Here is a 20198-nt window from a genome sequence, read left to right on the forward strand (position 1 = left end):
CCGATGCAGGGTGGGCTCCTGGCACCTGACATCGACGGTGTCTGGGTGGCGACATCGCACGAGCTCATCGCGGAGGTGAGCAAGAAGCCGGAGATCTACAGCTCCGCGCAGGGCATCAACATGGAAGACCTCTCCGAGGACATCGTGGAGGCCGCTTCCTCGATGCTCGGCACCGACCCGCCGAAACACGGATCCCTGCGCAAGGTGATCAGCTCGGCGTTCACACCCAAGCGCGTCTCCCTGATCCAGGAGCAGATCGAGGGCCAGGCCGCGCGCATCGTGGACGACCTGCTCAAGGAGAAGGAAGGCGACTTCGTCAAGCTCGTCTCCAAGCGGCTGCCGATGTGGACCGTCTTCGAGATGCTGGGGCTCGAGGAGGAGCTGCGTGAGGAGACCGCGCTCCACGCAGAGGAGTTGGTGTCCTGGAACGACGACGACGTCGCTGCTGGGCGGCAGCCGATGGAGCTGCTCAACGGCGCTCTGGTCAGTCTCCTGACGATCGGCATGGAGTTTGCCGGACGTCGGCGCGCCGAGCCGAAGAGTGACCTCATGACGGCGCTCGTCCAGGCAGAGGTCGACGGGCGGAAGCTGACTGACGACGAGATCGGCTCATTCTTCGTGCTGCTCTCGGTCGCCGGAAACGACACCACTCGGAACACCACTACGATCGCGGCGCGGGCGCTCCAGGACTTTCCCGTGCAACGGGCGCTCCTGATGGAGGACTTCGACGGTCGGATCGGCGGTGCGATCGAGGAGTTCGTCCGTTGGACGTCGCCGGTGATGAGCTTCCGCCGCACGGTCACCGAGGACACCGTGCTCGGTGGGCACGACCTCCTCAAGGGGGACTGGGTCGTCATGCTCTACACCTCCGGCAACCGGGACGAGTCGGTGTTCGTCGACCCGTGGAAGTTCGACATCACCAGGAGTCCGAACCCGCACCAGGGCTTCGGTGGTGGTGGACCGCACTTCTGCATGGGCAACTTCGTCGCCAAGATGCAGCTGCGAGCGATCTTCGACCAACTCCTGCACCGTGCGCCGAACCTGCGGGTCGGTGACCCGGACTTCCTGACCGGCAGCTTCGTCCGGTCGGTCAAATCCATGCCCTGCACGGTCGACTGAGTCGGTCCGAAGAATTCAAGGAGACACAGCATGACCAGCCTCAAGGGAAAGCGTTTCGTCGTCACCGGGACCGCCTCCGGAGTCGGTGACGCGACGGCGCGGCGCCTGCTCGCGGAAGGCGCCGAGGTGATCAGCCTCGATCGCAACCAGCCGACGGCAGCAGTCAGCCGGCACATCACGGTCGACCTCGCCGACGAGGCGAGCATCGACGAGGCGATCGCCCAGCTCGAGGGTGACTTCGACGGCCTCCTCAACGTCGCCGGTGTCCCGGGCACGGCTCCCGCCGACGTAGTGATCGCGGTTAACGCCCTGGCCGTCCGGCACCTGACCGAAGCGCTGCTCGACCGCCTCAACGGCGGAAGCGTCGTCATCGTCGGATCGTCGGCAGGCTACGGCTGGCCGCGCCGGCTCGACGCCATCAGGGACCTGCTGTCCACGGACACCTACTCCGACGGCCTCCAGTGGTTCAAGGACAACGCTCCGGAAGGGAACGCGTACACGTTCTCGAAGGAGGTGACCACGGTCTACGCCCAGATGATGGGCCTCGGCCTGGTCGATCTCGGTGTCCGCATCAACGCCGTCCTGCCGGGCCCGGTGGAGACGCCGATCCTCGCCGACTTCGAGGAGTCGATGGGCAAGGAGACCCTGGACGGGGTCAAGGACCTGCTCGGTCGGCACGCGACCCCGGAAGACATCGCGAAGGTGATCGTGTTCCTGGCGAGCGACGAGGCCGGCTGGATCAACGGCCAGGCCCTCGCGGTCGACGGTGGCGTCAGTGGTGCACTCGCCACCGGCCTGTTCCCGGACCCGCAGATCTGATGACGACCACAGGAGTCGACGCGATCGGGTCTGCCCAGGCGGTGGTGGACGGACTTCGCTCCGTCCACGCCACCGGACGGACGAGGTCTCTCGAGTGGCGTGAGCAGCAGCTCGCCGGGATCACCCGACTGGTCGAGGAGCAGGAGCAGGCCATCGCCCAGGCGATCGAGGCCGACCTCGGACGGAACGCGGTCGAGTCCTGGCTGGGGGAGATCGCGTCGACCCGCGGCGAGGCCGACTTCGCCCGCAAGCGCGTGCGTCGGTGGATGCGCCGCCGCCGTACCGGGGTCCCGCTGACCCAGCAGCCCGCGTCGGGCTGGGTCCAGTACGAACCGTTGGGTGTCGTGCTGGTCATCGGGCCGTGGAACTACCCCGTCTACCTGACCCTGAGTCCCCTGGTGGCCGCGGTCGCGGCTGGGAACTGTGCTGTCCTCAAGCCCTCTGAGCACGCTCCCCGGACGTCCGCGCTGCTGGCCGAGCTCGTTCCGCAGTACCTGGACCCCGAGGCGGTCCGGGTCGTCGAGGGCGACGCCGACACCACCCAGGCACTGCTCGCAGCAGGGTTCGACCACGTTCTATTCACTGGTGGGACCAACATCGGTAGCAAGATCATGGCCGGTGCCGCACCGACCCTGACCCCCGTCACCTTGGAGCTCGGGGGCAAGAGCCCGGTCATCGTGGCCTCCGACGCGGACCTGGCCGTCGTGGCCCGGCGTCTGCTGTGGGTGAAGCTGCTCAACGCCGGACAGACCTGCATCGCTCCGGACTACGTGATCGCCCACCGATCGATCAGGGACGCACTCGTGGCCGAGCTGATCGCCGTGGTGGCCGAATTTCGCCAGGACGAGCCCGACGCCATGCGCGTCATCGACGCGCGCCAGCACCAGCGGCTCAGTCGCTACCTGGCCAACACGCGCGGCGAGATCGTGCTCGGCGGAGGCGTCGATCCGGACGCACTGACGATCGAGGCGACGATCGTCGTGGACCCGCACCCTGACGACGACCTCATGCAGGAGGAGATCTTCGGGCCCGTCCTCCCGGTTATCGCCGTCGACTCGCTCGACGAAGCCGCGGCATTCGTGAACGCGCGACCGAAGCCGTTGGCGGTGTACGTCTTCAGCAAGTCGCGCAAGCGGGCCAAGGCTCTGGTCGATGCCATCCCGGCCGGCGGTGCGGTGATCAACCACGTCGCGATGCACTGCCTGGTGCCCTCGATGCCGTTCGGCGGTGTCGGTGCCAGCGGCATGGGGGCCTATCACGGGCAGACCGGCTTCGAGACCATGAGCCACCGCAAGTCGGTGCTCGCCAAGACCATGAAATTCGACCTGCGGTTCATCTACCCGCCGTACAGCGAACGCACGCTCAAGCTGTTCCGCAAGGTCTTCTAGAGAAGGAGTGATCGAGCATGAAGGTGAAGGTCGACTTCGAGAAGTGCACGGGACTCGGGATCTGCGAATCGCTCGCCCCGGAGTTCTTCGAGGTGAACGACGACGGTGACCTGGTCCTGCTCCGCGAGGACCTCGACGAGGGCGACCTCGCGGCCGTCGAGGAAGCCGTTGCCGGCTGCCCGACCGAGGCACTCTGGATCGAGCGCTGACGCGGTGGCCGAACCCACCGCCTGACCCGGCTTCCGTCCGGCGTCGTGTGACCAGACCGACGCCGGACGGGCTCCACGGGCTGACGTGACCGCGTGCGGGGCTCCTTCTCGAGCCCGACGCCCAGAAGTGCGGTCATGTGGACGAGCTAACTCCCCTTGAGCTCGTCCGCCACCCGCCCGGCCTCGTGCCGGGCGGGTTTCTGCACGCTCGAGCGGGAGTCGTCAGGCAGGAAGGCGGACGAACGCGCCGTGGATCACTGCGCGCATCGCGGCGACCACCTGCTCGTACTGACGCTGGTCCAGCGTGATCGCCGAGCGGCCCAGGCCGTAGAGGATCGTCATGATGGCCCGGGTCGCCTCCGCGGGCTCAAGCGCCAGGTCCTCGGACTCGCGGCACATGTCCTCGACGAAGTCGACCAACCGGCCGACCCGGTCCGACCCGGACGCGAGCTCAGGGTTCTGGCGCACCTCGACAGGGGCCGAGAACACCAGGCGGGAGGTGGTCGAGTCCTGCTCGTTCAGGCGCACCGAGGCGTCGAGCATGGAGTCGACCCGGTCTAGGAACGAGCTGTGGCCGGAGACGGCGTCGGTCAGCTCCACCAGGATCTCCTCGACGACGTCGTGGAGCACGGCAAGGTAGAGGCCGGCCTTCGATCCGAAGTGGTGGTGCAGCGTCGGCGAGGTGGTGCCGGCACGCGCGAGGACCTCGCGGGTCGTGGCGCTTCCGTAGCCGCGCTCGGCGAACACCTCGCGAGCTGCCCGCAGCACTGCTGCCCGGCCGTCCATCGTCCCCGCTGGGGCTCGTCCGGGTCCGCGCTTCGCCACTGTGGTCACCGCCTCACGATCTCATGCCAACCGGCTGGACCAGACTAGCGAGCCGCTCGGCGCGCACGCCGGGTGGTTGGGGCACACCGGTGCATGCCCCAACCGGCTCAGGGCGTCGTTACCGGTTCGGCTTCCTCGACGTTGGCGTGCTCGGGGTCCAAGGTGAACTCCCACTTGCACGCGATCTCGTCCGGGCGGTTGCGCGGAGGAAGTTTCAGGCACTTCGTCTTGATGTTCGGGTTGATCTCGAGGGCCTGTGCCGGGAAGTAGACGACGTCCATGTCGCAGCACGACTTCTGGCGACCCGGCAGGCCGAGCTTCTCGCAGGAGTCGAGAACCGAGCACTTGGTGACCGTCATGGTGCCCTTGTTGGGGGACTCCAGGTCCAGGTCGATCTCCATGATGCCCGCGGTGGCCGGGTTGATCTGCTGGAACTTGAAGAAGGCGGCGATGTCGTTGCCTTCGATGTTCATGCCGTCGGTGATCCAGCGCTTCTCGCGGGACACCATGTCTTCCCAGACGCCGTTGTTGATCTCGTGGGTCTCGTCCTCACCCAGGCGCTCGCGCACGCGGGCAGCCCAGTGGCCGTCGACGCCGATCAGCAGGCGGCACGTGTTCCGCCACAGCTTCAGCAGCGCTTCCTTTGATAGGTCCTCAGCCTTGAAGTTCGGGTCGAACGGACCGCTGAAGTCATCGAGCTCGTCCATGGTTTTCCTCCTGTGCGTTGTCGTGGCGTGCGAATTCGGGAGCAGGTGGTCGACGTGCACCTGTATCGGCGGGAGATGCTGCTCACGGAACCAGCACGACCTTCCCCATGACTGCGCGCTCGGCGATCCGGCGCAGCGCGTCGCGGCCATCAGCCATCGCGACGACGTCGCTGACGGGTGGTGCGACGATGCCGGAGTCCAGCCAGTCGGTGAGCTGGCGCATCGTTGCCTCGTGGTCGGTGGGTCGGGCGCGCAGGTAGCTCAGCCAGTTGACCCCGACCAGCGAGTAGCCCAGGACGAGGGCCAGGTTGGTCCGGAACGGGGCGATCTCGCCGGATGCGAAGCCGACGACGAGGAGCCGGCCACCCATGGCCGTGACCCGGGTGCAGACGTCGAAGACCTCGCCGCCGACGGTCTCGAAGACGACGTCGGCGCCGCGGCCGCCGGTGAGCTCGCGCAGGGCGCTCTTGAGGTCGGTCCGGGTGTAGACCACGGTCTCGTCGGCCCCCATCGTCCGGCAGTAGTCGGCTCGCTCGTCCGACGAGCAGACCGCGATCACGCGTGCGCCGACCGCCTTGCCGATCTGGATGGCCGCGCTTCCGGTACCTCCGGCTGCCCCGGTGACCACGAGGGTCTCGCCGGGCCGCAGCCCGGCGCGCTGGCAGAGGGCGTGCTGGGCGGTACCGAGGGAGGACATGGTCCCGCCGGCGCGCTCGAAGTCCAGGCCTGCGGGGACGACGGTCGGCAGCCAGGAAGGCAGCACCATCTGCTCGGCGAAGGTCCCGAACTCGATCCCGAGGCTCATGACTCGGTCACCGACCTTCAGTCGGTCGTCGTCCGGATCAGCGACGCGGACCACCCCGGCCACCTCGCACCCGAGAATGAAAGGCGGGTCCGGCTTGATCTGGTAGTTGCCCTCGGCGAAGAGCACGTCGTAGAAGCCGGTCCCCGCCGACCGAACATCGATCAGGACCTGACCGGGCCCGGGCGCAGGCGCCTCGATGTCGCGGTAGGTGACGTCGTCTATCGAGCCGAAGGTGTCGCAGACGAGCGCCTTCACGGCCGTGTCCTCCGAGCGCAGTGCATCGGTCAGTACGACCGGGGGAGGCCGTAGGACTCGGCGATCATGTTCCGGGCCATCTCATTGGTGATCGGGGCGATCTGGAACAGCCGCGAATCGCGCCAGAAGCGCTGCATATCGGTCTCCTGGGCCATTCCCATGCCGCCGAGGATCTGGATGCCGAGGTCGGAGGCCTTCGAGACGTACTCGGCCGTGACCATCTTGGCCATGGTGGCCTCCTTGGCGCAGGGCTGGCCCTGCTGCTGGAGCAGCGCTGCGTAGTAGGTGATGAGCTCGCTCTGCTGAAGCCAGGACGAGATGTCCGCGACGTAGTGCTGGAGGGCCTGGAAGCGGCCGATCGGGCCGCCGAAGGCTTCACGGACCTTGAGGTACTCAAGGCTTCCTTCGAGCACGCCCTCGATCATGCCGGTGGCGAAGGAAGCCGTCAGGATCCTCTCGTTGTTCAGGGTGGCGACAATGTTGGCCCACCCGCGTCCGATCTCGCCGAGGACGAGGTCGTCGGGGACGAAGACGTCGTCGAAGTAGACCTCGTTGGACGCCACGGCGCGCATCCCGATCTTCGGGATCTTCCGCATCGTCAGCCCATTGTTCGTCGTCGGCACCAGGAAGCAGGTGGTCCGGCGGCTTGGCTTCTCCTCTGGGTCGGTGACCGCGAGCACCAGCAGGTAGTCCGCCACGTGGGCTCCAGTGGACCACACCTTCTGGCCGCTGATGGTCCAGCCACCGTCGACTTTGGTGGCTCGGGTCCGCATCGCGCCCAGGACGTCGGTTCCGCCGGCAGGTTCGGTGATGGCAATGGCGAAACGGAGCTTGCCCTTGGCCAGGTCGGGGAGGAAGCGCTGCTTCTGCTCCTCGGTGCCGTACGCCCCGATCGACTTGCCGCCGGCGAAGGAGGGGATACCCCAGACGGCGACCAGACCGCCGAGCCTGCGGGCGAGGCCCTGACCGAGGACGATCTGGGAGATCACGTCTCCGCCCTGGCCGCCGTACTCCTCGCCGATGCCGATGCCGTGGAACCCGGCGTCGGCGAAGTCCTCCCACAGTTCTTGCGGGTAGTTGACGTCATCGGCCTCGAGCTGACGCGCGCGTTCGTTCGTGTACTTGTCGTCGACCCAGGAGCGGACGGAGTCGCGGAACGACTTGTTGTCTTCGTCGAGCAGCAGTTCCACGGGTTCTCTCCTTGTGTGCGGGCAGCCTGGGTGCGGGCCTTAATATAGCAAACGATATATTAGATCGAACGCACTGTCCACCCTGTGCCGAGGGGTTGGGTTGCCACCCCTCAGGAACAGGGCGTGTGGGCTACGGCGACACCGGTCGCGACAGGTTCATCGATCCCGAGAGCGGTACGGCCCAGTCCAGCTCCTGATGGGCGGCGATCAGCCGGTCCAGCTGGCGTACGTCCTCGTTCGCGAACGGGACTGTCCGTCGCGTGGCCAGGTCCACGTGTGCGGTCGCGACCTCCATGGTGTTGGCCACGAGCCGGGTGCGGTGGTCCACCACGAACGCGACGTAGTGGATGACCTTGTGGGTCCGTCCGACGAACCTGAGGTAGACCGAGATCTCGTCGCCGATGAAGACCTCGGAGTGGTAGCCGAGGTGGTGCTCGAGGTCGAAGAAGTAGCGGGAGCGGTCTTTCACGTAGGCCGGGTCGAAGCCGATCTCGTTGAAGAGCGCCACGGCGGCCTCGTCATGGGTCGCGACGTAGTGACGAATGTTCATGTGGCCGTTGAGGTCCTCGAACTCCGGTGGTACGACCAGGGTGAGGGCGTGCGCCGTCTCCAGGACCTGGTCGAACGATGGGACGTTCAGTGGCATGGCGGTCTCCTCGAAGGCATCAAGCGGGCGCCCGAGCCGGGTAGGGCTACATGCGCGAGGCTTCGGGCTCGGCGTCGCCCGACGTCGCGGCGGCGCGCCGCTCTATGTACTCGAGCAACAGGTGCAGGCCCCAGCGGAACGTCTCCGGGTTTTGGCGTTGCGGGTCGCGGAACTCGTAGCCGATCAGCAGGTAGAGCGCCGACTCAGCGATCTGGTCGCGCTCCGCCTCGTCGAGACCGAGAGTCGCCAGAGTGTCGCGGAGCACCTGCGTGCGCGCGCTATCGGCGCGGTGCATCGCCGTGGCGACGGCGGGATCGCTGGCCGCCCAGTGGCGTATGGCGGCTTCGGTCTGGTGTGGCAGCCGGGTCCCCTCGTCGATCAGGATCCGCAGCCGGGCGAACGGGTCACTCTCGGCCTCGGCCGTCCGAACCATGTCCTCGGTCCAGGACTCAAGCCAGTAGTTGATCAGCTCGTCGATGAAGTGACGCAGGTTCTTGAAGTAGTAGTAGAAACCGCCGGTGGTAACGTCGAGCTCCGCGCAGACCGTCGTCAACTTGAGCCCGGTGAAGCCCTGCTCTGCGAGGATCCGCAGGCCCACGTCGAAGTAGGGGACCTTCGACTCGTCATCTCCGAACCGCCTCATGGCCACCATTTCGTTTTGCGAATGATGATTAAGTCTACGATGCACGGGTGGAGGTGCGCAGCGACACTCAGAATTCAGACGGAGGAATCGGTCCTGACCGGGTCCGACGACAGCAGCGACGGCAGCCCGGACGTCCTCCGATCCCCGAACGACGCATGCAGATCATGGCGGCGGCCCGCGAGCTCTTCGCCCTACGGGGGTACGAGAACGTCTCGATGACCGACGTCGCCGCAGCGCTGGGGATGAGTGCCTCGTCCTTGTACAGGCACATCGCGAGCAAGCAGGAGATGCTGGCGGCCACCGTCGACGCGGCTCTCGTGGCCGTTGAAGGCGCGACGGTCGCTGCACTGACCTTCGAGGGGCTGTGCGCCGACCTGGCCGACGTCGTCATGGCCCAGTCGGATCTGTGGATCCTGCTGCGTCGCGAGTCCCTGCACCTTGACGGCACGGACCGGGACGTCTTCGTCGATCGCTACCAACGCATGATCGACGCGGCTCGCAGTGCGCTCTCGGACGAACGCCCGGAGCTCTCGTCGGCGGAAGCCGACCTGCGCGCCCGGTGCGCGCTCGCCTGCATGGCAGCGCCTCGCGAGCAGGCCACCGCCCGATCCATGACGGCTGCGGGCATCGCCGCGACTGCGTTGGCGGTGGGTCGTGGTGGCGGCCGACCGGAGGTGACCCTGACTCGGGACGACCTCAAGTCCGCGACCGGAGCGTGGGCGAGCTCCCGCACTGACGAGCTCCTCGCAGCTGCGGAAGGCCTGATCAGTCGACGGGGGTACGCGGCCGTGACCCTGGAGCAGCTCGGTGAAGCAGCTGGGATGTCAGGGCCCAGTCTCTACCACCACTTCGCGAACAAGTCGTCGATCCTGGTGGCGCTCGTGGAGCGAGCGGCCCGCGAGATGGAGGCCAGGCGGGTCGAGGCCCTGAGTGTACCGGGTGGTCCGGCTGCGACGCTCTCCACGCTGGCCCGGTCCTACCTGACGTTCGCGATCGCCCACGCCGACCTCTTCCGCGTCCTCGTCAACGACAGCGTGTCTATCCCTGCCGGCGCGGCCGCCGACCTCGCTGCGCTGCGGAGCCGCCAGATCGAGACATGGGTGGTCATGGCCGAGGCGCTCGACCAGCGGGGGAGGGCGGTCGAGCGCGCGGCCTGTGCGCTGAGCATCATCGACGAGCTCGCGGCCGCGCAAACGAGCTCGTGGCTGGTGGCTTCTGCCGGAGGGTTGTTCTCGTCGATCCAGGACGCGTTGGGGCTCTGACGAGGCAAAGGGGCGGCGGCCACCGGCCGCAGCCCTTGCGCGGGAGATCTTAGTCCGCGCGCTGAAGGATGTGGATGACGCAGACGCTGCCGCCCCCGACCATGTGGCACAGGCCAACCTGGGGGTCTGCGACCTGGCGCGCCCCGGCCTCGCCGCGGAGCTGGAGCGTGGTCTCCCAGATCTGGGCCAGGCCGGTCGGGCCACCGGGGTGTCCGCGGCCGATGAGTCCGCCGTCGGTGGAGAACGGGATCCGGCCGCCCAGCTCGGTGGCACCTTCGAGCACGAGCTTGTCGCCCTCGCCGTCCGGGCAGATGCCGAGCAGCTCGTAGTACACGAGCTCCTCGATCGGGAACGCGTCGTGGACCTGGACCAGATCGAGGTCCTCGGGCCCGAGCCCCGCCTGCTCGTACGCGTCCTGGGCCGTGTCCCGGGTCATCTGCTGGGGACCGACGACGGGGCCGGCGAAGACGTGCCCCTCGGTCATGGTCTCGGTGCGCATCTTGGCGGCCTTGACCAGCACCGTCGGGCGGCCCGGGTGGTACTTGCGGGCGAGCTCGGGGGTGGTGACGATGACGGCCGCTGCGCCCTGGCCCACTGCTGCGGACATCATGGAGGTGAGGGGGTCCGCCACCATCCGCGAGCCGAGGATCTGCTCGAAGGTGATCGGCGAGGTGGGCCGGCGTTGCGCCATCGGGTTCAGGGCGCCGTTGTTCCAGTTCTTCGCCGCGATCCGTGCCAGCGTCTCCGAGGTCGTGCCGTAGTCGAGCTGGCGCTGCTTGGCCCAGAGCGCGAAGAACGCCGCAGGAAGGATGACTCCCTCGGCGGAGTTCTTCGACAGGCCCGCTCCGGCGATCTTGTTCATGTCGTCGAAGCCGATGGCCATGGCGACGTCCGCGTGGCCGCCCGCGACAGCGCGGACCGCCTCGAGCATCGCGCCGGCTCCGGTCGCGGAGGCGTTCTGGACGTGTTGGGCGTGCACGCCGGTCAGCCCGAGCTCCTTGAGGAACCGGATCCCGGTCATGGTGGGCTCCCACAGGTAGCCCATGTAGACGGCCTGGACCTGGGGGAAGGCCAACCCTGCGTCGTCCAGGGCGGCTCGACCGGCTCGGTAGGTCTGTTCCCGGAGGGATTGGGTGGTCTCGGCGACGAAGGGGCTCATCCCCACGCCGACGACGGCGACTTCACGCATGTGCTTCTCCTGCTTGCTTGACCAGAAGGTGCTTCTGCACCTTGCCGGATGCGGTGGTGGGCAGTGCATCGATGACCTGCCAGCTGGCCGGCAGCTTCGCTTTCGCCAGGCCTTGGTCGAGGAGGTGGTCGCGCATCGCGCTATCTCCGGGCCACTCGGCGTGGTCGGCGAGGACGACGAACGCGCCGACGACCTCGCCCAGTCGATCGTCGGGCAGAGCGGCAGCCGCTGCTCTCGCGATCGACGGATGGGTCAGGATGACGTCCTCGATGTCCCGGGCGCTGAACTTCTCGCCGCCCCGGTTTATGATGTCCTTGGTCCGTCCGGTGAACCGGAACCACCCGTCCTCGTCGACGGTCCCCAGGTCGCCCGTGTCGAACCACTCGTCGTGGAACTGCTCGGCGTTCCGGGTCGGATCGGTGTAGCCGGTCATCACCTGGGCGCCGCGGATCTGCACCGCACCTTCTGAGCCGGTCGGGACGGGCTGGTTCAGGGAGTCGACGATCCGGACGTCGACGTGGTCGTTGATCCGTCCGTCGTACTCCGCACGCCGATCGAGGTCGTCGTCGCGCGCGGTCAGGGTGACGACGCCTGCGGTCTCGCTCATGCCGTAGGCGCGCTGGGCCCGGACCCCGATCTTCTCGGCGCGTCGGATCAGCGAAGGGGGCGTGGTCGATCCGCCGCTGACGAAGGCGCCGAGACGGTGAACGGTATCCGGGAGGTTCTCGTAGCGGTCGACCAGGTCCTGGAGGAACACGGCCGCACCGGCCGAGAAGGTCGCCCGGTGCTGGTCCATGAGCTCGATCGCCTCGTCGGGGCGCCAGCCGTTCATCAGCACGGCCCGGCAGCCGCTTAGCAGCGGGACGAGGGCGCCGGGGATCAGGCCGGCGATGTGGGCGAGGGGCGCGACCGCGAAGGCCACGTCGTCCCCGTCGATGTCCATGCGGTCGATCCACACCCGGCTCGCGGCAAGCAACGACCGTGACGACAGCTGGACGCCCTTCGGCGCTGCCGTGGTGCCTGAGGTGTAGAGGATCAGGCAGGTCTCGTCGAGGTCCCCCGGCGTCGGGGCCGACGACGTCGTCGCCGCTCCCGGCGCGGGCTGCTGCCGGGCGTCGGCCCACCCCGCGGTGCTGCCGCCGACCACTATGCGCACGGTGCCGTCCTCTGGAGACAGGATCTCGTCGAGCTGGTCGGTGAGCACCCGATCGCCGACGCGGTGCTGGGCCACGACTGCGCGGGGCCGGACGTCGGCCAGGATCGCGCGCAGCTCGTGGCTGCGGTAGATCGGCACGATCGGGACGCAGACGGCACCGATGCGCAGGGCGGCCAGCTGGTAGACGACGACTTCGTAGCTGTTCAACGCCGAGATGACCACGCGGTCGCCCGGGGACACGCCGCTGGCAACCAGGTCGTCGGAAGTGGCCTCGGTCCAGGCCGCGAGAGCGGCGTACGTCAGCTCGCGGTCGTCGAGGATCGCGAAGCTCAGGTCCGGCCAGGTGGTGGCTGCCAGGCTGGGCCAGGTGCCGACGTGGTGGACCGGAGTCTCCAGCGCGGGTGAGCGGCGGGTCATCGGGTCATCCCTGCTTGGGAGCGAACTGGTGGGTGACCAGCAGTCTGCCGTCCTCGAGCTCGTCCACCGGGTGGACCGTCAGCCGCATGGGAGTGCCCGGCACCCACGACGTCGGCTCCCCGCCGAGCACCGACTGGACCCGCACGCCCTCGGGGAGGTCGACCTCGCCGACCCCGTAGCCCTCGGCGTCGAGGACGTTCTTCCCGTACGACGGCACGCTGACGTAGGTGGCGACCCGCAGGACGCCGGTCCGGCTGAGCTCGATGTCCTCGACCGGAGTCTGGTCGACGGCGCACTCCCACCGGCGCGGGAAGTAGCTGAGTCCGCACTGAGGGCACCTGCTGCCGAGGAGAGCGGCCCCGTCGTCGTGAAGGACCAGTTGTTCGGGGTTGAGTGGCTCGCGATCCGTGGTGGTCATCATGCTCCTCAGGCCTGCGGGGCGGGCTGCTCGATCATGGACATCTGCTCGACGAGGACGGTTGTGCCGTGCTCGTCGGTGAAGGTGGTCTGCACGGTCACGAAGGTCATCTCCCCGCCGGAGCGCGACGTCTTCGTCTTGACGTCGATGACCTGACGGCGTCCGGTCAGTGTCTCGCCCGCGGTCGGGGTCCGTCCGTACTTGTAGGTCTGGGTGCCGTGCACCACCCGTGCCAGGTCCAGGCCCAGCTCACGCGGCAGGGCGGCAGCATCGCCACCGTTCCAGTGCGCGACCACCTGGGAAAACGTCGGCGGCATGGGTAGGTCGGCGAATCCGCGCGAACGTGCGAAGTCGACGTCGAAGTAGGACGGATCGGTCGCACCGACGGACCGTGCGAACTCGATGATCTTGCCCCGCTCGACGGGAAGGACGACGTCACTCAGAACCGTGTCCGCGATCGCTTTTAGGCGAGGGTCGTGGGGCGCTGCCGCGGGTTCGTCGCCGGCCAGTGCTGAATACGGTGCACCAACCTTGAACGTCCCGCTCAGCCGGACGTCCTCCCCGGCGAGCACACGGAACTCGCGGTGGTCGGCCGAGTTGTCGTATGCCTCGAGGACCAGCGCGTCACCGGGTACCGAGGGGGAGGCGAAGCGAGCGGAGAAGTCGATGAGGTAGCCGGCCGCAGGCGAGCCCGGACCAGCGTCCAGGTGCTCGTCGACCAGCTTGGCAGCCGCGAGCCCGGCCGTGAACATCCCCATCGCGAAGACGCTGGAGAAACCCAGCTCTCGCGCGTACGGGTCGTCGTGGTGGACGGGGTTGAAGTCGCCGCCGGCACCCGCGTATCGGACGATGTCGGTGCGGCTGAGCGTGATCAGGGGAGTGACCTCGGTCATGGCATTCACCCGACCGTGATCGGGAAGACGGGCGGGTCGATCTGGAGTCCCGGCACCAGGGTGCTCCCGGTCGCGGCCAAAAGGTCCCCGTCGGACCACTTCTTGTCGCCGGCCTTGATCGTGGCGGCTTCGGTCCAACCGGCGAACCGGGTGACGGTGTCACCGTGGACCGCGAAGACCTGGCCACTGATGCCGGCCGACTCCGGGCGGGCGAGGAGCAGGACGAACGGTGCTACGTTGGCGGGGTCCCAGGCGTCGAAGCCGGAGTCGTCGCCTGGGATCTCACCGAAGGTGTTGGTGGTCATAGGGGTACGACCGCGCGGTCCAATCACGTTCACCCGGACTCCGACGGACTGGAGCTCGGTGGCTGCGGTGAACGCGAGGCCGATCACCCCGCCCTTCGCGGCCGTGTAGTTAGCCTGCCCGAGGTGGCCGTACATCGCTGCCTCGGAGGTGGTGAAGACGACGCTGACGTCGAGGGGTGCACCCTTCTCCTTGGCCTGGGCCCTCCACTGCTCCGCGGCGTGCCGCAACGGGAAGAAGTGTCCGCTCAGGTTCACCCGTAGCACCGCGTCCCACTCGGCTTCCGACATCTTGTGCAGCATCCGGTCGCGAACGATGCCCGCGTTGCACACCAGGACGTCCAGCGAGCCGGTGACTGCGAACGCGCTCTTGACCAGGGCGGCCGCGCCGTCCCAGGTGCCGATGTCGTCGAAGTTTGCCGTAGCGCTGCCGCCCGCAGCCTCGATGTCGGCGACCACGGTGTCGGCCGGACGCTCGCCGGTCGACTCCAGGGCGGGGGAGATGTCGTTGACGATGACGTGGGCACCCGCCAGCCCGAGTGCGAGGGCTTCCTCGCGCCCGAGGCCCTGGCCTCCGCCGGTGACGATCGCGACCTTGCCGTTCAGCATGTGAGTACTTCCTTCGAACTCGAGGGGTGACGGTTCCCGACCTTCGGACAGGCGGGAGAAACGTTAATATAGCAAACGATATATTAGCCAACGGTGACTGTCCAGGGGTCGTCAGAACCCCTGGCGCCGGCGCCCGTGACCGAGGTGGACGGGCGCTACTTGCGCAGTGCGGAGTACGCCTTGCCGATCCGCTCGACGACGTGCGGGCGCCAGATGACCTCGCGGTACGCGAGGGTCTCGTAGGTGAGCGCGCTGATCGGGTCCATGGCCGGGGAGCGCAGGGCCATCTCCTTGTTGTTGGCCGCGGACTCCGCGGTGGTCTCGGCGATGGACCGTGCGATCCGGGTCGCCTCGGCGACCACCGAGCCGGCCTCGACCATGCGGTCGAGCAGGCCGATGCGCAGCGCCTCTGCGGCGTCGATCTTGTCTCCGCTGAAGGTGAGGAGCTTGGCCTGGCTCAGTCCGACGATCTTCCACAGCGGGGAGAAGTAGGGCGTCAGCCCCATCTTGATCTGGGGGAATCCCATGACCGTGTTGGTCGCACCGATCCGAATGTCGCAGAACACCGCGATGTCGCAGCCACCGCCGAGCGCAGGACCTCCGACGGCGGCGATGGTCGGCTTGCCGTAGTCGAGCAGGGTGCCGTAGGCGCGCAGGCACGCCGCCGAGTACTCGTCGCGGGTCTGCTGGTTGGTGAACACGGACTGGAGCTTCAGGTCCAGTCCGGCGCAGAAGACGTCCTCGCCGCCGGTGATGACCACGCAGGCGACCTCGTCGTCGTGGCGCCAGGCGTCTAGGGCGTAGCTGAGGTCGGCGAAGACCTCCAGGCTCAGCGCGTGGCGGCGGTCGAACCGGTTGAAGTGGATGGTGCCGACCCCGGCGGCGACCGTCGTGGTGATTTCGGTGAAGGCTGTCATGATGCTCCTTGGTGAACGAATAATAGGCAGTGATGCTCGCCGCAAATCGGATGTTCAGGTTCTGTCTACTGTGTAGGCAGCGATTCAATTCCAAGCGTAGGCTGAATCCTAATTAGGCACAACTGTTGCGTGACGATCCAGCAGGAGAAGCGGCTGTGGCGACTCGGGGAAGCCTGTTGGCGAGCTCGGCGGCGCGCGTGCCCGACGACCCGGCCTTCGTCTGTGGCGACGAGCGACTGAGCTACGCCGACCTCGACGCGACCGTGAACCGCCTCGCCCACACCCTGGCGGGCCAGGGTCTGCGGGCCGAGACCGCCGACGCGATCGTCGAGGGGTTCCTGCCGGGGGGCGTCGAACGGCTCGGCATCGGTCCCGAGGACGTGCTCGCGCGCAACCCGCGGATCGTCTACGGACGGAGCTACGACGACTTCGCCGACGCCGTGGAGGCGCACACCGGCGGGTCGGGCCGCGACCTCGTGCTCGACTCGGTGGCCGGTGACGTGTTCGACCGGAGCCTGGACGTCCTGGCTCCGTTCGGCCGGCTGGTCACCATCGGCGCATCGTCGGAGCAGGCACCCGCACGGCTGAAGCTCCCCGGGCTCTGGGCGAGGTCGGGCAGCGTCGGCGGCGTCCACATCGGGAATCTCCTGGCCTCGCGCATTGATGTGCTCGAAGCGGCGTGGGCGCGCCTGGTGGCGCTGCTCGAGGCCGGCGGATTGATCGTCGACGTTGGTCTCGTCCTCGATCCGGCGGTCATCAACCAGAGCTTCGAAGCCCTGCACGACCGAGCCGTCGACGGCCGCGTGGTCGTCGACCTGACCCAAGGAGCCCCAACCCGTGACTGACATCGACGAACGACGCGAGGCAGCTGTCGTCCTGGCCGAAGCTGGCCGTGCGCTCAACGAGGCCATCGTCCTCACCGACCTCGGTCCCGACGAGGTGCTGGCCGCCGCGGATAGGGTGCGGGCGCTTGCCGAGGAGCTCTCCGCAGTGCTCCGTCCGCCGCGTACCTTGTCGGCGATCGACGTCGCCGGCTTTAGCGTCCGGGCCTACAACCCGATCTCGGGAATGGCGAGCCCGTACTCGCCGCCGCTGACCTACCGGAACGAGGAGCAGACCATCGGGCGCCTGGTCCTCGGACACGGGCTCGAAGGACATATGGGGGTCGCGCACGGAGGCGTCGTGGCGATGCTGTTCGACGAGTTCCTCGGCCAGGCAGCCTGCCGGTACGCCTGGCCGACCGTGACGACGAACCTCGACGTCCACTTCCTGCGCCCGGTGCCGACGCGGGAGGAGCTCCTCGTCGCGGCGACCGTGGTCGAGGTGGACGGTTCCACGATGTACGTCGCAGGGTCAATCGCCCTGGAGGCCGAGCCGGACCGGGTTCTGGCCTACGGTTCCGGGACGTTCAAGTACCTCGGTGAAGCTCGCTACGGGCAGATGCTCGAGTCGGCCAACGGCCCGGGGCGCAGCGAGAAGGCGGGTGCCTGACCCGCCGCGCCCGGTGGGCGGTCAGCCCAGGGTGTTCGCGTCGAGCTCGCGCTGGTAGCCGGGCAGGATCATCAGGTAGTCCGTACCGGTCCTCGAGCGACCCGGTGCCTCCCGGCTCGTCCCGACGGCCAAGCGGAGGAGCTCGTCCTTGCGCGAACCGCCGTCGACCGCCGCAGGGTCGACGTGATGGCGGCTCGAGCTGTCGGGGCTCGGGACCCGCGCCTGCAGCATCGCGTAGGCGGAGTCTGCCAGGTCACGGGCGAGCGCGCTGCGGAGTCCGGAGCTGCTGGTGACGAACGGCGCTGCCAGCGCTGCTGTCGCCGCCGTGATCAGCAGCAGGGCTCCTTCTTCCGACAGCTCCGGCCGCCCGTGCCGGAGCCGCTCGACGAACTGGACCATCATGCCGCGGAACTGGCGCCGGACCCGGCTCGGTGCTCCTCGTCGAGGAACCTCGCCTCCCGCTGGAGGAGGATCCAGGGTCGGACCGTCGGCGCCAGACCGGCGAGTGCCTCGACTAGGTCGCGCACGGGAGTCCTCCTGGGTCCGGGCGAGCGCACCCCGCACCATGTCCAGACCGCTGCTGATCGCGCCGAACCAGGAGTGCCTGCTTGGTCCGGAAATGCCGGTATGCCGCGCGAGCCGTCAGTCCGACCTCTGCTGCGACGTCAGCCACGGAGGCGCTGTGGTAGCCGACCGCGCAGAACCGCTTGGAGGCGGCGGCGATGAGCTGGGCCCGGCGCTCGTCGGCCGAGTGTCGTGGTGCGCGCACGTACCCGGCGGCCGTCATGGACTCTGCCTCCTGGTCCGCGCGGTCGCCGGTAGGGCAATGTTTCGCGCTGGCTGGAATCGTACCGGTCGACGACCGCTGACGCGGGTACGACGTCACCCGGCAGGAGTGGCCAGCGGAACCGCAGCCAGGTGGCCGATCTTCCCTATGGTCTCGGGGCTGTCGCGGTGCCGGCGGGATTCGGCCAGGTCGTTGATCACGCTCAGGGCCGCGGTGATCCGCGCGTGCGCCTCGCCCGTGCTCGTAGACGGTCGGAGGGCGACGAGCAGGTCGACCAGCTCGCTGACGTAGTTCTTCAGCGCTTCGTGGATCCAGACCTGTTCCGCGGCGGGCAGGTGCATCGTCTCGCTGGTGAAGATGCGGAAGAGGTCGTAGCGGGTCGCTGCGAGGGCGAGGTAGTCCTGGATCGACTGGGTCAGCGAGGCCTCGGTGAAGCCGTGCTCCTGCTGGGTCCGTTCCCGATCGAGGTCGATCCGCCGGACAGCGCGGCGCAGGACGGTCGATAGAATCTGGGCCTTGCTATCGAAGTGGTGGTAGATGCTGGGCCCGCTCATGTCGACTGCCGAGCCGATCGCACCGAGGCTGACGTTGTCGTACCCGCTCTCGGCGAACAGGCGTGCCGCGGCGACCAGGATCTGCTCACGACGGCTCGTGGTCGTCACCGGGGTGCTCGCGGTGGAGTACGGCGCGGCGATCGCCGTCGACGCGCTGAGGTCCACCTCCACGGCGTCGTACGCGATGTCGGCCAGGACCGTCGACAGAGCGGTGCCCCGGGAGCGCTGCGGGTACTGGGACGGTGCGGCCATTGCAGCAACGGCTGCTCGGGCGACGAGGTCGACGTCGTTGTCGTCCAGCTCGGGCCGTTCGGCCGCGACCAGGGAGCGCAAGGACGCGACGAAGGACGCAAACCTGTTCCTGACCTCTTGCTGGCCGTCCTCGCCGAGGTAGGCCGACTCGCGTCGGATCAGGATCCAGATGTCCGGTCGGTCTACCGCGACGCGGGCGAGTGCGGTGAGCACGGACCGGATGCCCTGCCCGGCGGTGTCGGCCATGACCTCCTCGACCGCTCCGAGCCCGGTCTCGATGGCCGCGGCCAGGACGGCTTCCTTGCTCGAGAAGTGTCGGTACAGGGCGGGAGCGGTCACACCGACCGACCGGGTGATGTCGGCGACTGCGACATTGGCGAAACCGTGCTGGCGGAAGAGCTGACCGGCCTCGGTCGCGATCTTGAGGCGCCGAGACGACTCGGCTCGCCGCTTGCCCTCACTCATCCGGGTTCCGGCACGAAGGCGTCCACACGCCGGCGAGTCTAGCGGTCCTGGTGGGCGGCACGGGGAGGCTCAGCGACCCGGGCGCTCGGTCGCACGGCTGCGCCCTTCCCTGATCGCGGCCAGCCCGTCGGGCGTGCGCTGCTGGAACACGGCCCGCTGCGTCCGGTCGTGGGCTACGCACAGCTCGTACGCGATCCCGGAGACGTGGTCCATCGTGGGCGCACGCAGGGCGACCTCCATTGAGCACGACTGTCATCTCCGACCCGGCCTCGGCGATCTCGCCGGCGACACGCAGCGCGTTCTCCCGCAGGGTGCCGACGGGGACGACCTCGTCAACGAGGCCGATCCGGTGGGCCTCCTGCGCGTCGACCGGGTCGCCGGTGAAGAGCATGCGACGAGCACGCATCGGTCCGACCTGCGCTGCAGACCGCGGTAGGAGCCGTTCATGCGGTACTTGACCTGGGTCGACGCGAACGCCGCGTTGTCGGCGGCGATCGTCACGTCGCACATGTTGGACAGGTCCATGCCGTAGCCGGGCGGCGTCGGCGTCCGGTAGTCCATGAGGTTGGTCATCAGCCGGGTGGCCAGCTCGGTGAACCGACGCTGGTCGTGCCGGGCGATCCCGCTCAGCACGTCGAGGCGCCAGCCGCTGCAGAACTGGGTCTCGTCACCGATCAGTACCGCGGCGGCCTCGTCGTCGTACGCCCAGTCGGCGAGCGCGTCGATGAGCAGCTCGTTGAGCTCCCACCCCAAGGCGTTCCGCTTCTCCGGGTGGTCTAGCTGGAGCACCCCGACCTCCGTCGCGAGGTGTCGGTGCAACTTCGGTTCGGACATGGTCACTCCTCGTTCGACGGGATGGTGCGCAGGCAGGGGAATCGTT

The 20198-nt window shown here is 68.1% G+C and carries 24 protein-coding genes and 1 pseudogene; 7 read left to right on the plus strand and 18 right to left on the minus strand.

Annotated features, from left to right (window positions below; all coding sequences use genetic code 11):
• Positions 1 to 45: 45 nt before the first annotated feature.
• The 4 genes from EFK50_RS13525 to EFK50_RS13540 are packed head-to-tail and all read left to right on the plus strand — an operon-like array spanning position 46 to position 3535.
• A complete protein-coding gene (locus EFK50_RS13525; protein ID WP_221177382.1) occupies positions 46 to 1119 on the plus strand; it encodes a cytochrome P450 in 1074 nt (357 codons plus the stop codon).
• Between the two features lie 30 nt (positions 1120 to 1149).
• On the plus strand, positions 1150 to 1938 hold the full coding sequence (locus EFK50_RS13530) for a coniferyl-alcohol dehydrogenase (RefSeq protein WP_123228056.1): 789 nt from the start codon (positions 1150 to 1152) through the stop codon (positions 1936 to 1938).
• Positions 1938 to 3326 carry an aldehyde dehydrogenase family protein gene (locus EFK50_RS13535; protein WP_123228057.1) on the plus strand — a complete coding sequence of 463 codons (1389 nt, stop codon included), beginning with the start codon at positions 1938 to 1940 and terminating at the stop codon, positions 3324 to 3326. Before EFK50_RS13530 ends, EFK50_RS13535 begins: the two co-directional genes overlap by 1 nt.
• Positions 3327 to 3343: 17 nt before the next feature.
• Entirely contained in the window at positions 3344 to 3535 is a 192-nt protein-coding gene (locus EFK50_RS13540) for a ferredoxin (protein ID WP_123228058.1), read from the plus strand.
• Positions 3536 to 3757: 222 nt separating this feature from the next.
• On the opposite strand, the gene EFK50_RS13545 is transcribed toward EFK50_RS13540, so the two are convergent.
• From EFK50_RS13545 to EFK50_RS13570, 6 genes are all read right to left on the minus strand, one after another.
• Entirely contained in the window at positions 3758 to 4369 is a 612-nt protein-coding gene (locus EFK50_RS13545; RefSeq protein ID WP_148046160.1) for a TetR/AcrR family transcriptional regulator, read from the minus strand.
• Between the two features lie 98 nt (positions 4370 to 4467).
• Positions 4468 to 5067, minus strand: coding sequence for a DUF6125 family protein (locus EFK50_RS13550; RefSeq protein ID WP_123228060.1), 600 nt, complete (start codon positions 5065 to 5067; stop codon positions 4468 to 4470).
• An 82-nt stretch (positions 5068 to 5149) separates the two neighbouring features.
• Positions 5150 to 6127: an NADPH:quinone oxidoreductase family protein gene (locus EFK50_RS13555; RefSeq protein WP_123228061.1), complete on the minus strand. Its 978-nt coding sequence runs from the start codon at positions 6125 to 6127 to the stop codon at positions 5150 to 5152.
• A gap of 29 nt (positions 6128 to 6156) precedes the next feature.
• Entirely contained in the window at positions 6157 to 7317 is a 1161-nt protein-coding gene (locus EFK50_RS13560) for an acyl-CoA dehydrogenase family protein (RefSeq protein WP_123228062.1), read from the minus strand.
• A 130-nt stretch (positions 7318 to 7447) separates the two neighbouring features.
• On the minus strand, positions 7448 to 7963 hold the full coding sequence (locus EFK50_RS13565) for a thioesterase family protein (protein ID WP_123228063.1): 516 nt from the start codon (positions 7961 to 7963) through the stop codon (positions 7448 to 7450).
• A 46-nt stretch (positions 7964 to 8009) separates the two neighbouring features.
• On the minus strand, positions 8010 to 8561 hold the full coding sequence (locus EFK50_RS13570) for a TetR/AcrR family transcriptional regulator (RefSeq protein ID WP_183407813.1): 552 nt from the start codon (positions 8559 to 8561) through the stop codon (positions 8010 to 8012).
• A gap of 209 nt (positions 8562 to 8770) precedes the next feature.
• Between EFK50_RS13570 and EFK50_RS13575 the strand changes: the two genes are divergently transcribed.
• Positions 8771 to 9868, plus strand: coding sequence for a TetR/AcrR family transcriptional regulator (locus tag EFK50_RS13575; protein ID WP_281274041.1), 1098 nt, complete (start codon positions 8771 to 8773; stop codon positions 9866 to 9868).
• A gap of 49 nt (positions 9869 to 9917) precedes the next feature.
• Here the strand turns inward: EFK50_RS13575 and EFK50_RS13580 are convergent, their stop codons facing one another.
• The 6 genes from EFK50_RS13580 to EFK50_RS13605 form a co-directional block, all read right to left on the minus strand.
• Complete coding sequence (locus EFK50_RS13580; RefSeq protein ID WP_123228066.1) at positions 9918 to 11057, minus strand: thiolase family protein; 1140 nt, start codon at positions 11055 to 11057, stop codon at positions 9918 to 9920.
• Positions 11050 to 12630, minus strand: coding sequence for a class I adenylate-forming enzyme family protein (locus EFK50_RS13585; protein WP_123228067.1), 1581 nt, complete (start codon positions 12628 to 12630; stop codon positions 11050 to 11052). Before EFK50_RS13585 ends, EFK50_RS13580 begins: the two co-directional genes overlap by 8 nt.
• A gap of 4 nt (positions 12631 to 12634) precedes the next feature.
• On the minus strand, positions 12635 to 13048 hold the full coding sequence (locus EFK50_RS13590) for a Zn-ribbon domain-containing OB-fold protein (RefSeq protein WP_148046162.1): 414 nt from the start codon (positions 13046 to 13048) through the stop codon (positions 12635 to 12637).
• An 8-nt stretch (positions 13049 to 13056) separates the two neighbouring features.
• Positions 13057 to 13941: an FAS1-like dehydratase domain-containing protein gene (locus EFK50_RS13595; protein ID WP_123228069.1), complete on the minus strand. Its 885-nt coding sequence runs from the start codon at positions 13939 to 13941 to the stop codon at positions 13057 to 13059.
• A gap of 5 nt (positions 13942 to 13946) precedes the next feature.
• Positions 13947 to 14852, minus strand: coding sequence for an SDR family NAD(P)-dependent oxidoreductase (locus EFK50_RS13600; protein ID WP_123228070.1), 906 nt, complete (start codon positions 14850 to 14852; stop codon positions 13947 to 13949).
• Between the two features lie 155 nt (positions 14853 to 15007).
• Positions 15008 to 15769, minus strand: coding sequence for an enoyl-CoA hydratase/isomerase family protein (locus EFK50_RS13605; RefSeq protein WP_123228071.1), 762 nt, complete (start codon positions 15767 to 15769; stop codon positions 15008 to 15010).
• 197 nt (positions 15770 to 15966) lie between these two features.
• Here EFK50_RS13605 and EFK50_RS22675 point away from each other — a divergent pair, with 197 nt between their 5' ends.
• Positions 15967 to 16614 (plus strand): zinc-binding dehydrogenase, encoded by a 648-nt coding sequence (locus EFK50_RS22675; protein ID WP_148046163.1) that lies wholly within the window; start codon positions 15967 to 15969, stop codon positions 16612 to 16614.
• Positions 16607 to 17260 (plus strand): PaaI family thioesterase, encoded by a 654-nt coding sequence (locus EFK50_RS13615; RefSeq protein WP_123228073.1) that lies wholly within the window; start codon positions 16607 to 16609, stop codon positions 17258 to 17260. The genes EFK50_RS22675 and EFK50_RS13615 overlap by 8 nt, the downstream gene beginning before the upstream one ends.
• Positions 17261 to 17281: 21 nt before the next feature.
• On the opposite strand, the gene EFK50_RS13620 is transcribed toward EFK50_RS13615, so the two are convergent.
• The 6 genes and pseudogenes from EFK50_RS13620 to EFK50_RS22685 all read right to left on the minus strand — a co-directional run.
• Positions 17282 to 17662: a hypothetical protein gene (locus EFK50_RS13620; protein WP_123228074.1), complete on the minus strand. Its 381-nt coding sequence runs from the start codon at positions 17660 to 17662 to the stop codon at positions 17282 to 17284.
• Positions 17659 to 17787: a hypothetical protein gene (locus EFK50_RS22835; RefSeq protein ID WP_281274031.1), complete on the minus strand. Its 129-nt coding sequence runs from the start codon at positions 17785 to 17787 to the stop codon at positions 17659 to 17661. Before EFK50_RS22835 ends, EFK50_RS13620 begins: the two co-directional genes overlap by 4 nt.
• A complete protein-coding gene (locus EFK50_RS22975; RefSeq protein WP_123228075.1) occupies positions 17775 to 18047 on the minus strand; it encodes a TetR/AcrR family transcriptional regulator in 273 nt (90 codons plus the stop codon). The genes EFK50_RS22835 and EFK50_RS22975 overlap by 13 nt, the downstream gene beginning before the upstream one ends.
• 95 nt (positions 18048 to 18142) lie before the next feature.
• Positions 18143 to 19318, minus strand: coding sequence for a TetR/AcrR family transcriptional regulator (locus EFK50_RS13630; protein ID WP_123228076.1), 1176 nt, complete (start codon positions 19316 to 19318; stop codon positions 18143 to 18145).
• Between the two features lie 69 nt (positions 19319 to 19387).
• Positions 19388 to 19558, minus strand: coding sequence for a hypothetical protein (locus tag EFK50_RS22680; protein WP_246004209.1), 171 nt, complete (start codon positions 19556 to 19558; stop codon positions 19388 to 19390).
• A gap of 64 nt (positions 19559 to 19622) precedes the next feature.
• A pseudogene (locus tag EFK50_RS22685) lies at positions 19623 to 20152 on the minus strand (enoyl-CoA hydratase/isomerase family protein); the annotation flags it as partial.
• Between the last annotated feature and the right edge of the window lie 46 nt (positions 20153 to 20198).

It is taken from the genome of Nocardioides marmoriginsengisoli (assembly GCF_003725695.1).
Classification (GTDB): domain Bacteria; phylum Actinomycetota; class Actinomycetes; order Propionibacteriales; family Nocardioidaceae; genus Marmoricola; species Marmoricola marmoriginsengisoli.

Bases quoted from the DNA above. Each gene is read 5' to 3' on its own strand.
- EFK50_RS13605 (WP_123228071.1), bottom strand. From the start codon at position 15,769: ATGACAGCCTTCACCGAAATCACCACGACGGTCGCCGCCGGGGTCGGC.
- EFK50_RS22680 (WP_246004209.1), bottom strand. From the start codon at position 19,558: ATGGAGGTCGCCCTGCGTGCGCCCACGATGGACCACGTCTCCGGGATC.
- EFK50_RS13580 (WP_123228066.1), bottom strand. From the start codon at position 11,057: ATGCGTGAAGTCGCCGTCGTCGGCGTGGGGATGAGCCCCTTCGTCGCC.
- EFK50_RS13565 (WP_123228063.1), bottom strand. From the start codon at position 7,963: ATGCCACTGAACGTCCCATCGTTCGACCAGGTCCTGGAGACGGCGCAC.
- EFK50_RS13535 (WP_123228057.1), top strand. From the start codon at position 1,938: ATGACGACCACAGGAGTCGACGCGATCGGGTCTGCCCAGGCGGTGGTG.
- EFK50_RS13600 (WP_123228070.1), bottom strand. From the start codon at position 14,852: ATGCTGAACGGCAAGGTCGCGATCGTCACCGGCGGAGGCCAGGGCCTC.
- EFK50_RS13585 (WP_123228067.1), bottom strand. From the start codon at position 12,630: ATGACCCGCCGCTCACCCGCGCTGGAGACTCCGGTCCACCACGTCGGC.
- EFK50_RS22975 (WP_123228075.1), bottom strand. From the start codon at position 18,047: ATGACGGCCGCCGGGTACGTGCGCGCACCACGACACTCGGCCGACGAG.
- EFK50_RS13575 (WP_281274041.1), top strand. From the start codon at position 8,771: ATGGCGGCGGCCCGCGAGCTCTTCGCCCTACGGGGGTACGAGAACGTC.
- EFK50_RS13620 (WP_123228074.1), bottom strand. From the start codon at position 17,662: ATGATGGTCCAGTTCGTCGAGCGGCTCCGGCACGGGCGGCCGGAGCTG.
- EFK50_RS13590 (WP_148046162.1), bottom strand. From the start codon at position 13,048: ATGACCACCACGGATCGCGAGCCACTCAACCCCGAACAACTGGTCCTT.
- EFK50_RS13595 (WP_123228069.1), bottom strand. From the start codon at position 13,941: ATGACCGAGGTCACTCCCCTGATCACGCTCAGCCGCACCGACATCGTC.
- EFK50_RS13550 (WP_123228060.1), bottom strand. From the start codon at position 5,067: ATGGACGAGCTCGATGACTTCAGCGGTCCGTTCGACCCGAACTTCAAG.
- EFK50_RS13540 (WP_123228058.1), top strand. From the start codon at position 3,344: ATGAAGGTGAAGGTCGACTTCGAGAAGTGCACGGGACTCGGGATCTGC.
- EFK50_RS13530 (WP_123228056.1), top strand. From the start codon at position 1,150: ATGACCAGCCTCAAGGGAAAGCGTTTCGTCGTCACCGGGACCGCCTCC.
- EFK50_RS13630 (WP_123228076.1), bottom strand. From the start codon at position 19,318: ATGAGTGAGGGCAAGCGGCGAGCCGAGTCGTCTCGGCGCCTCAAGATC.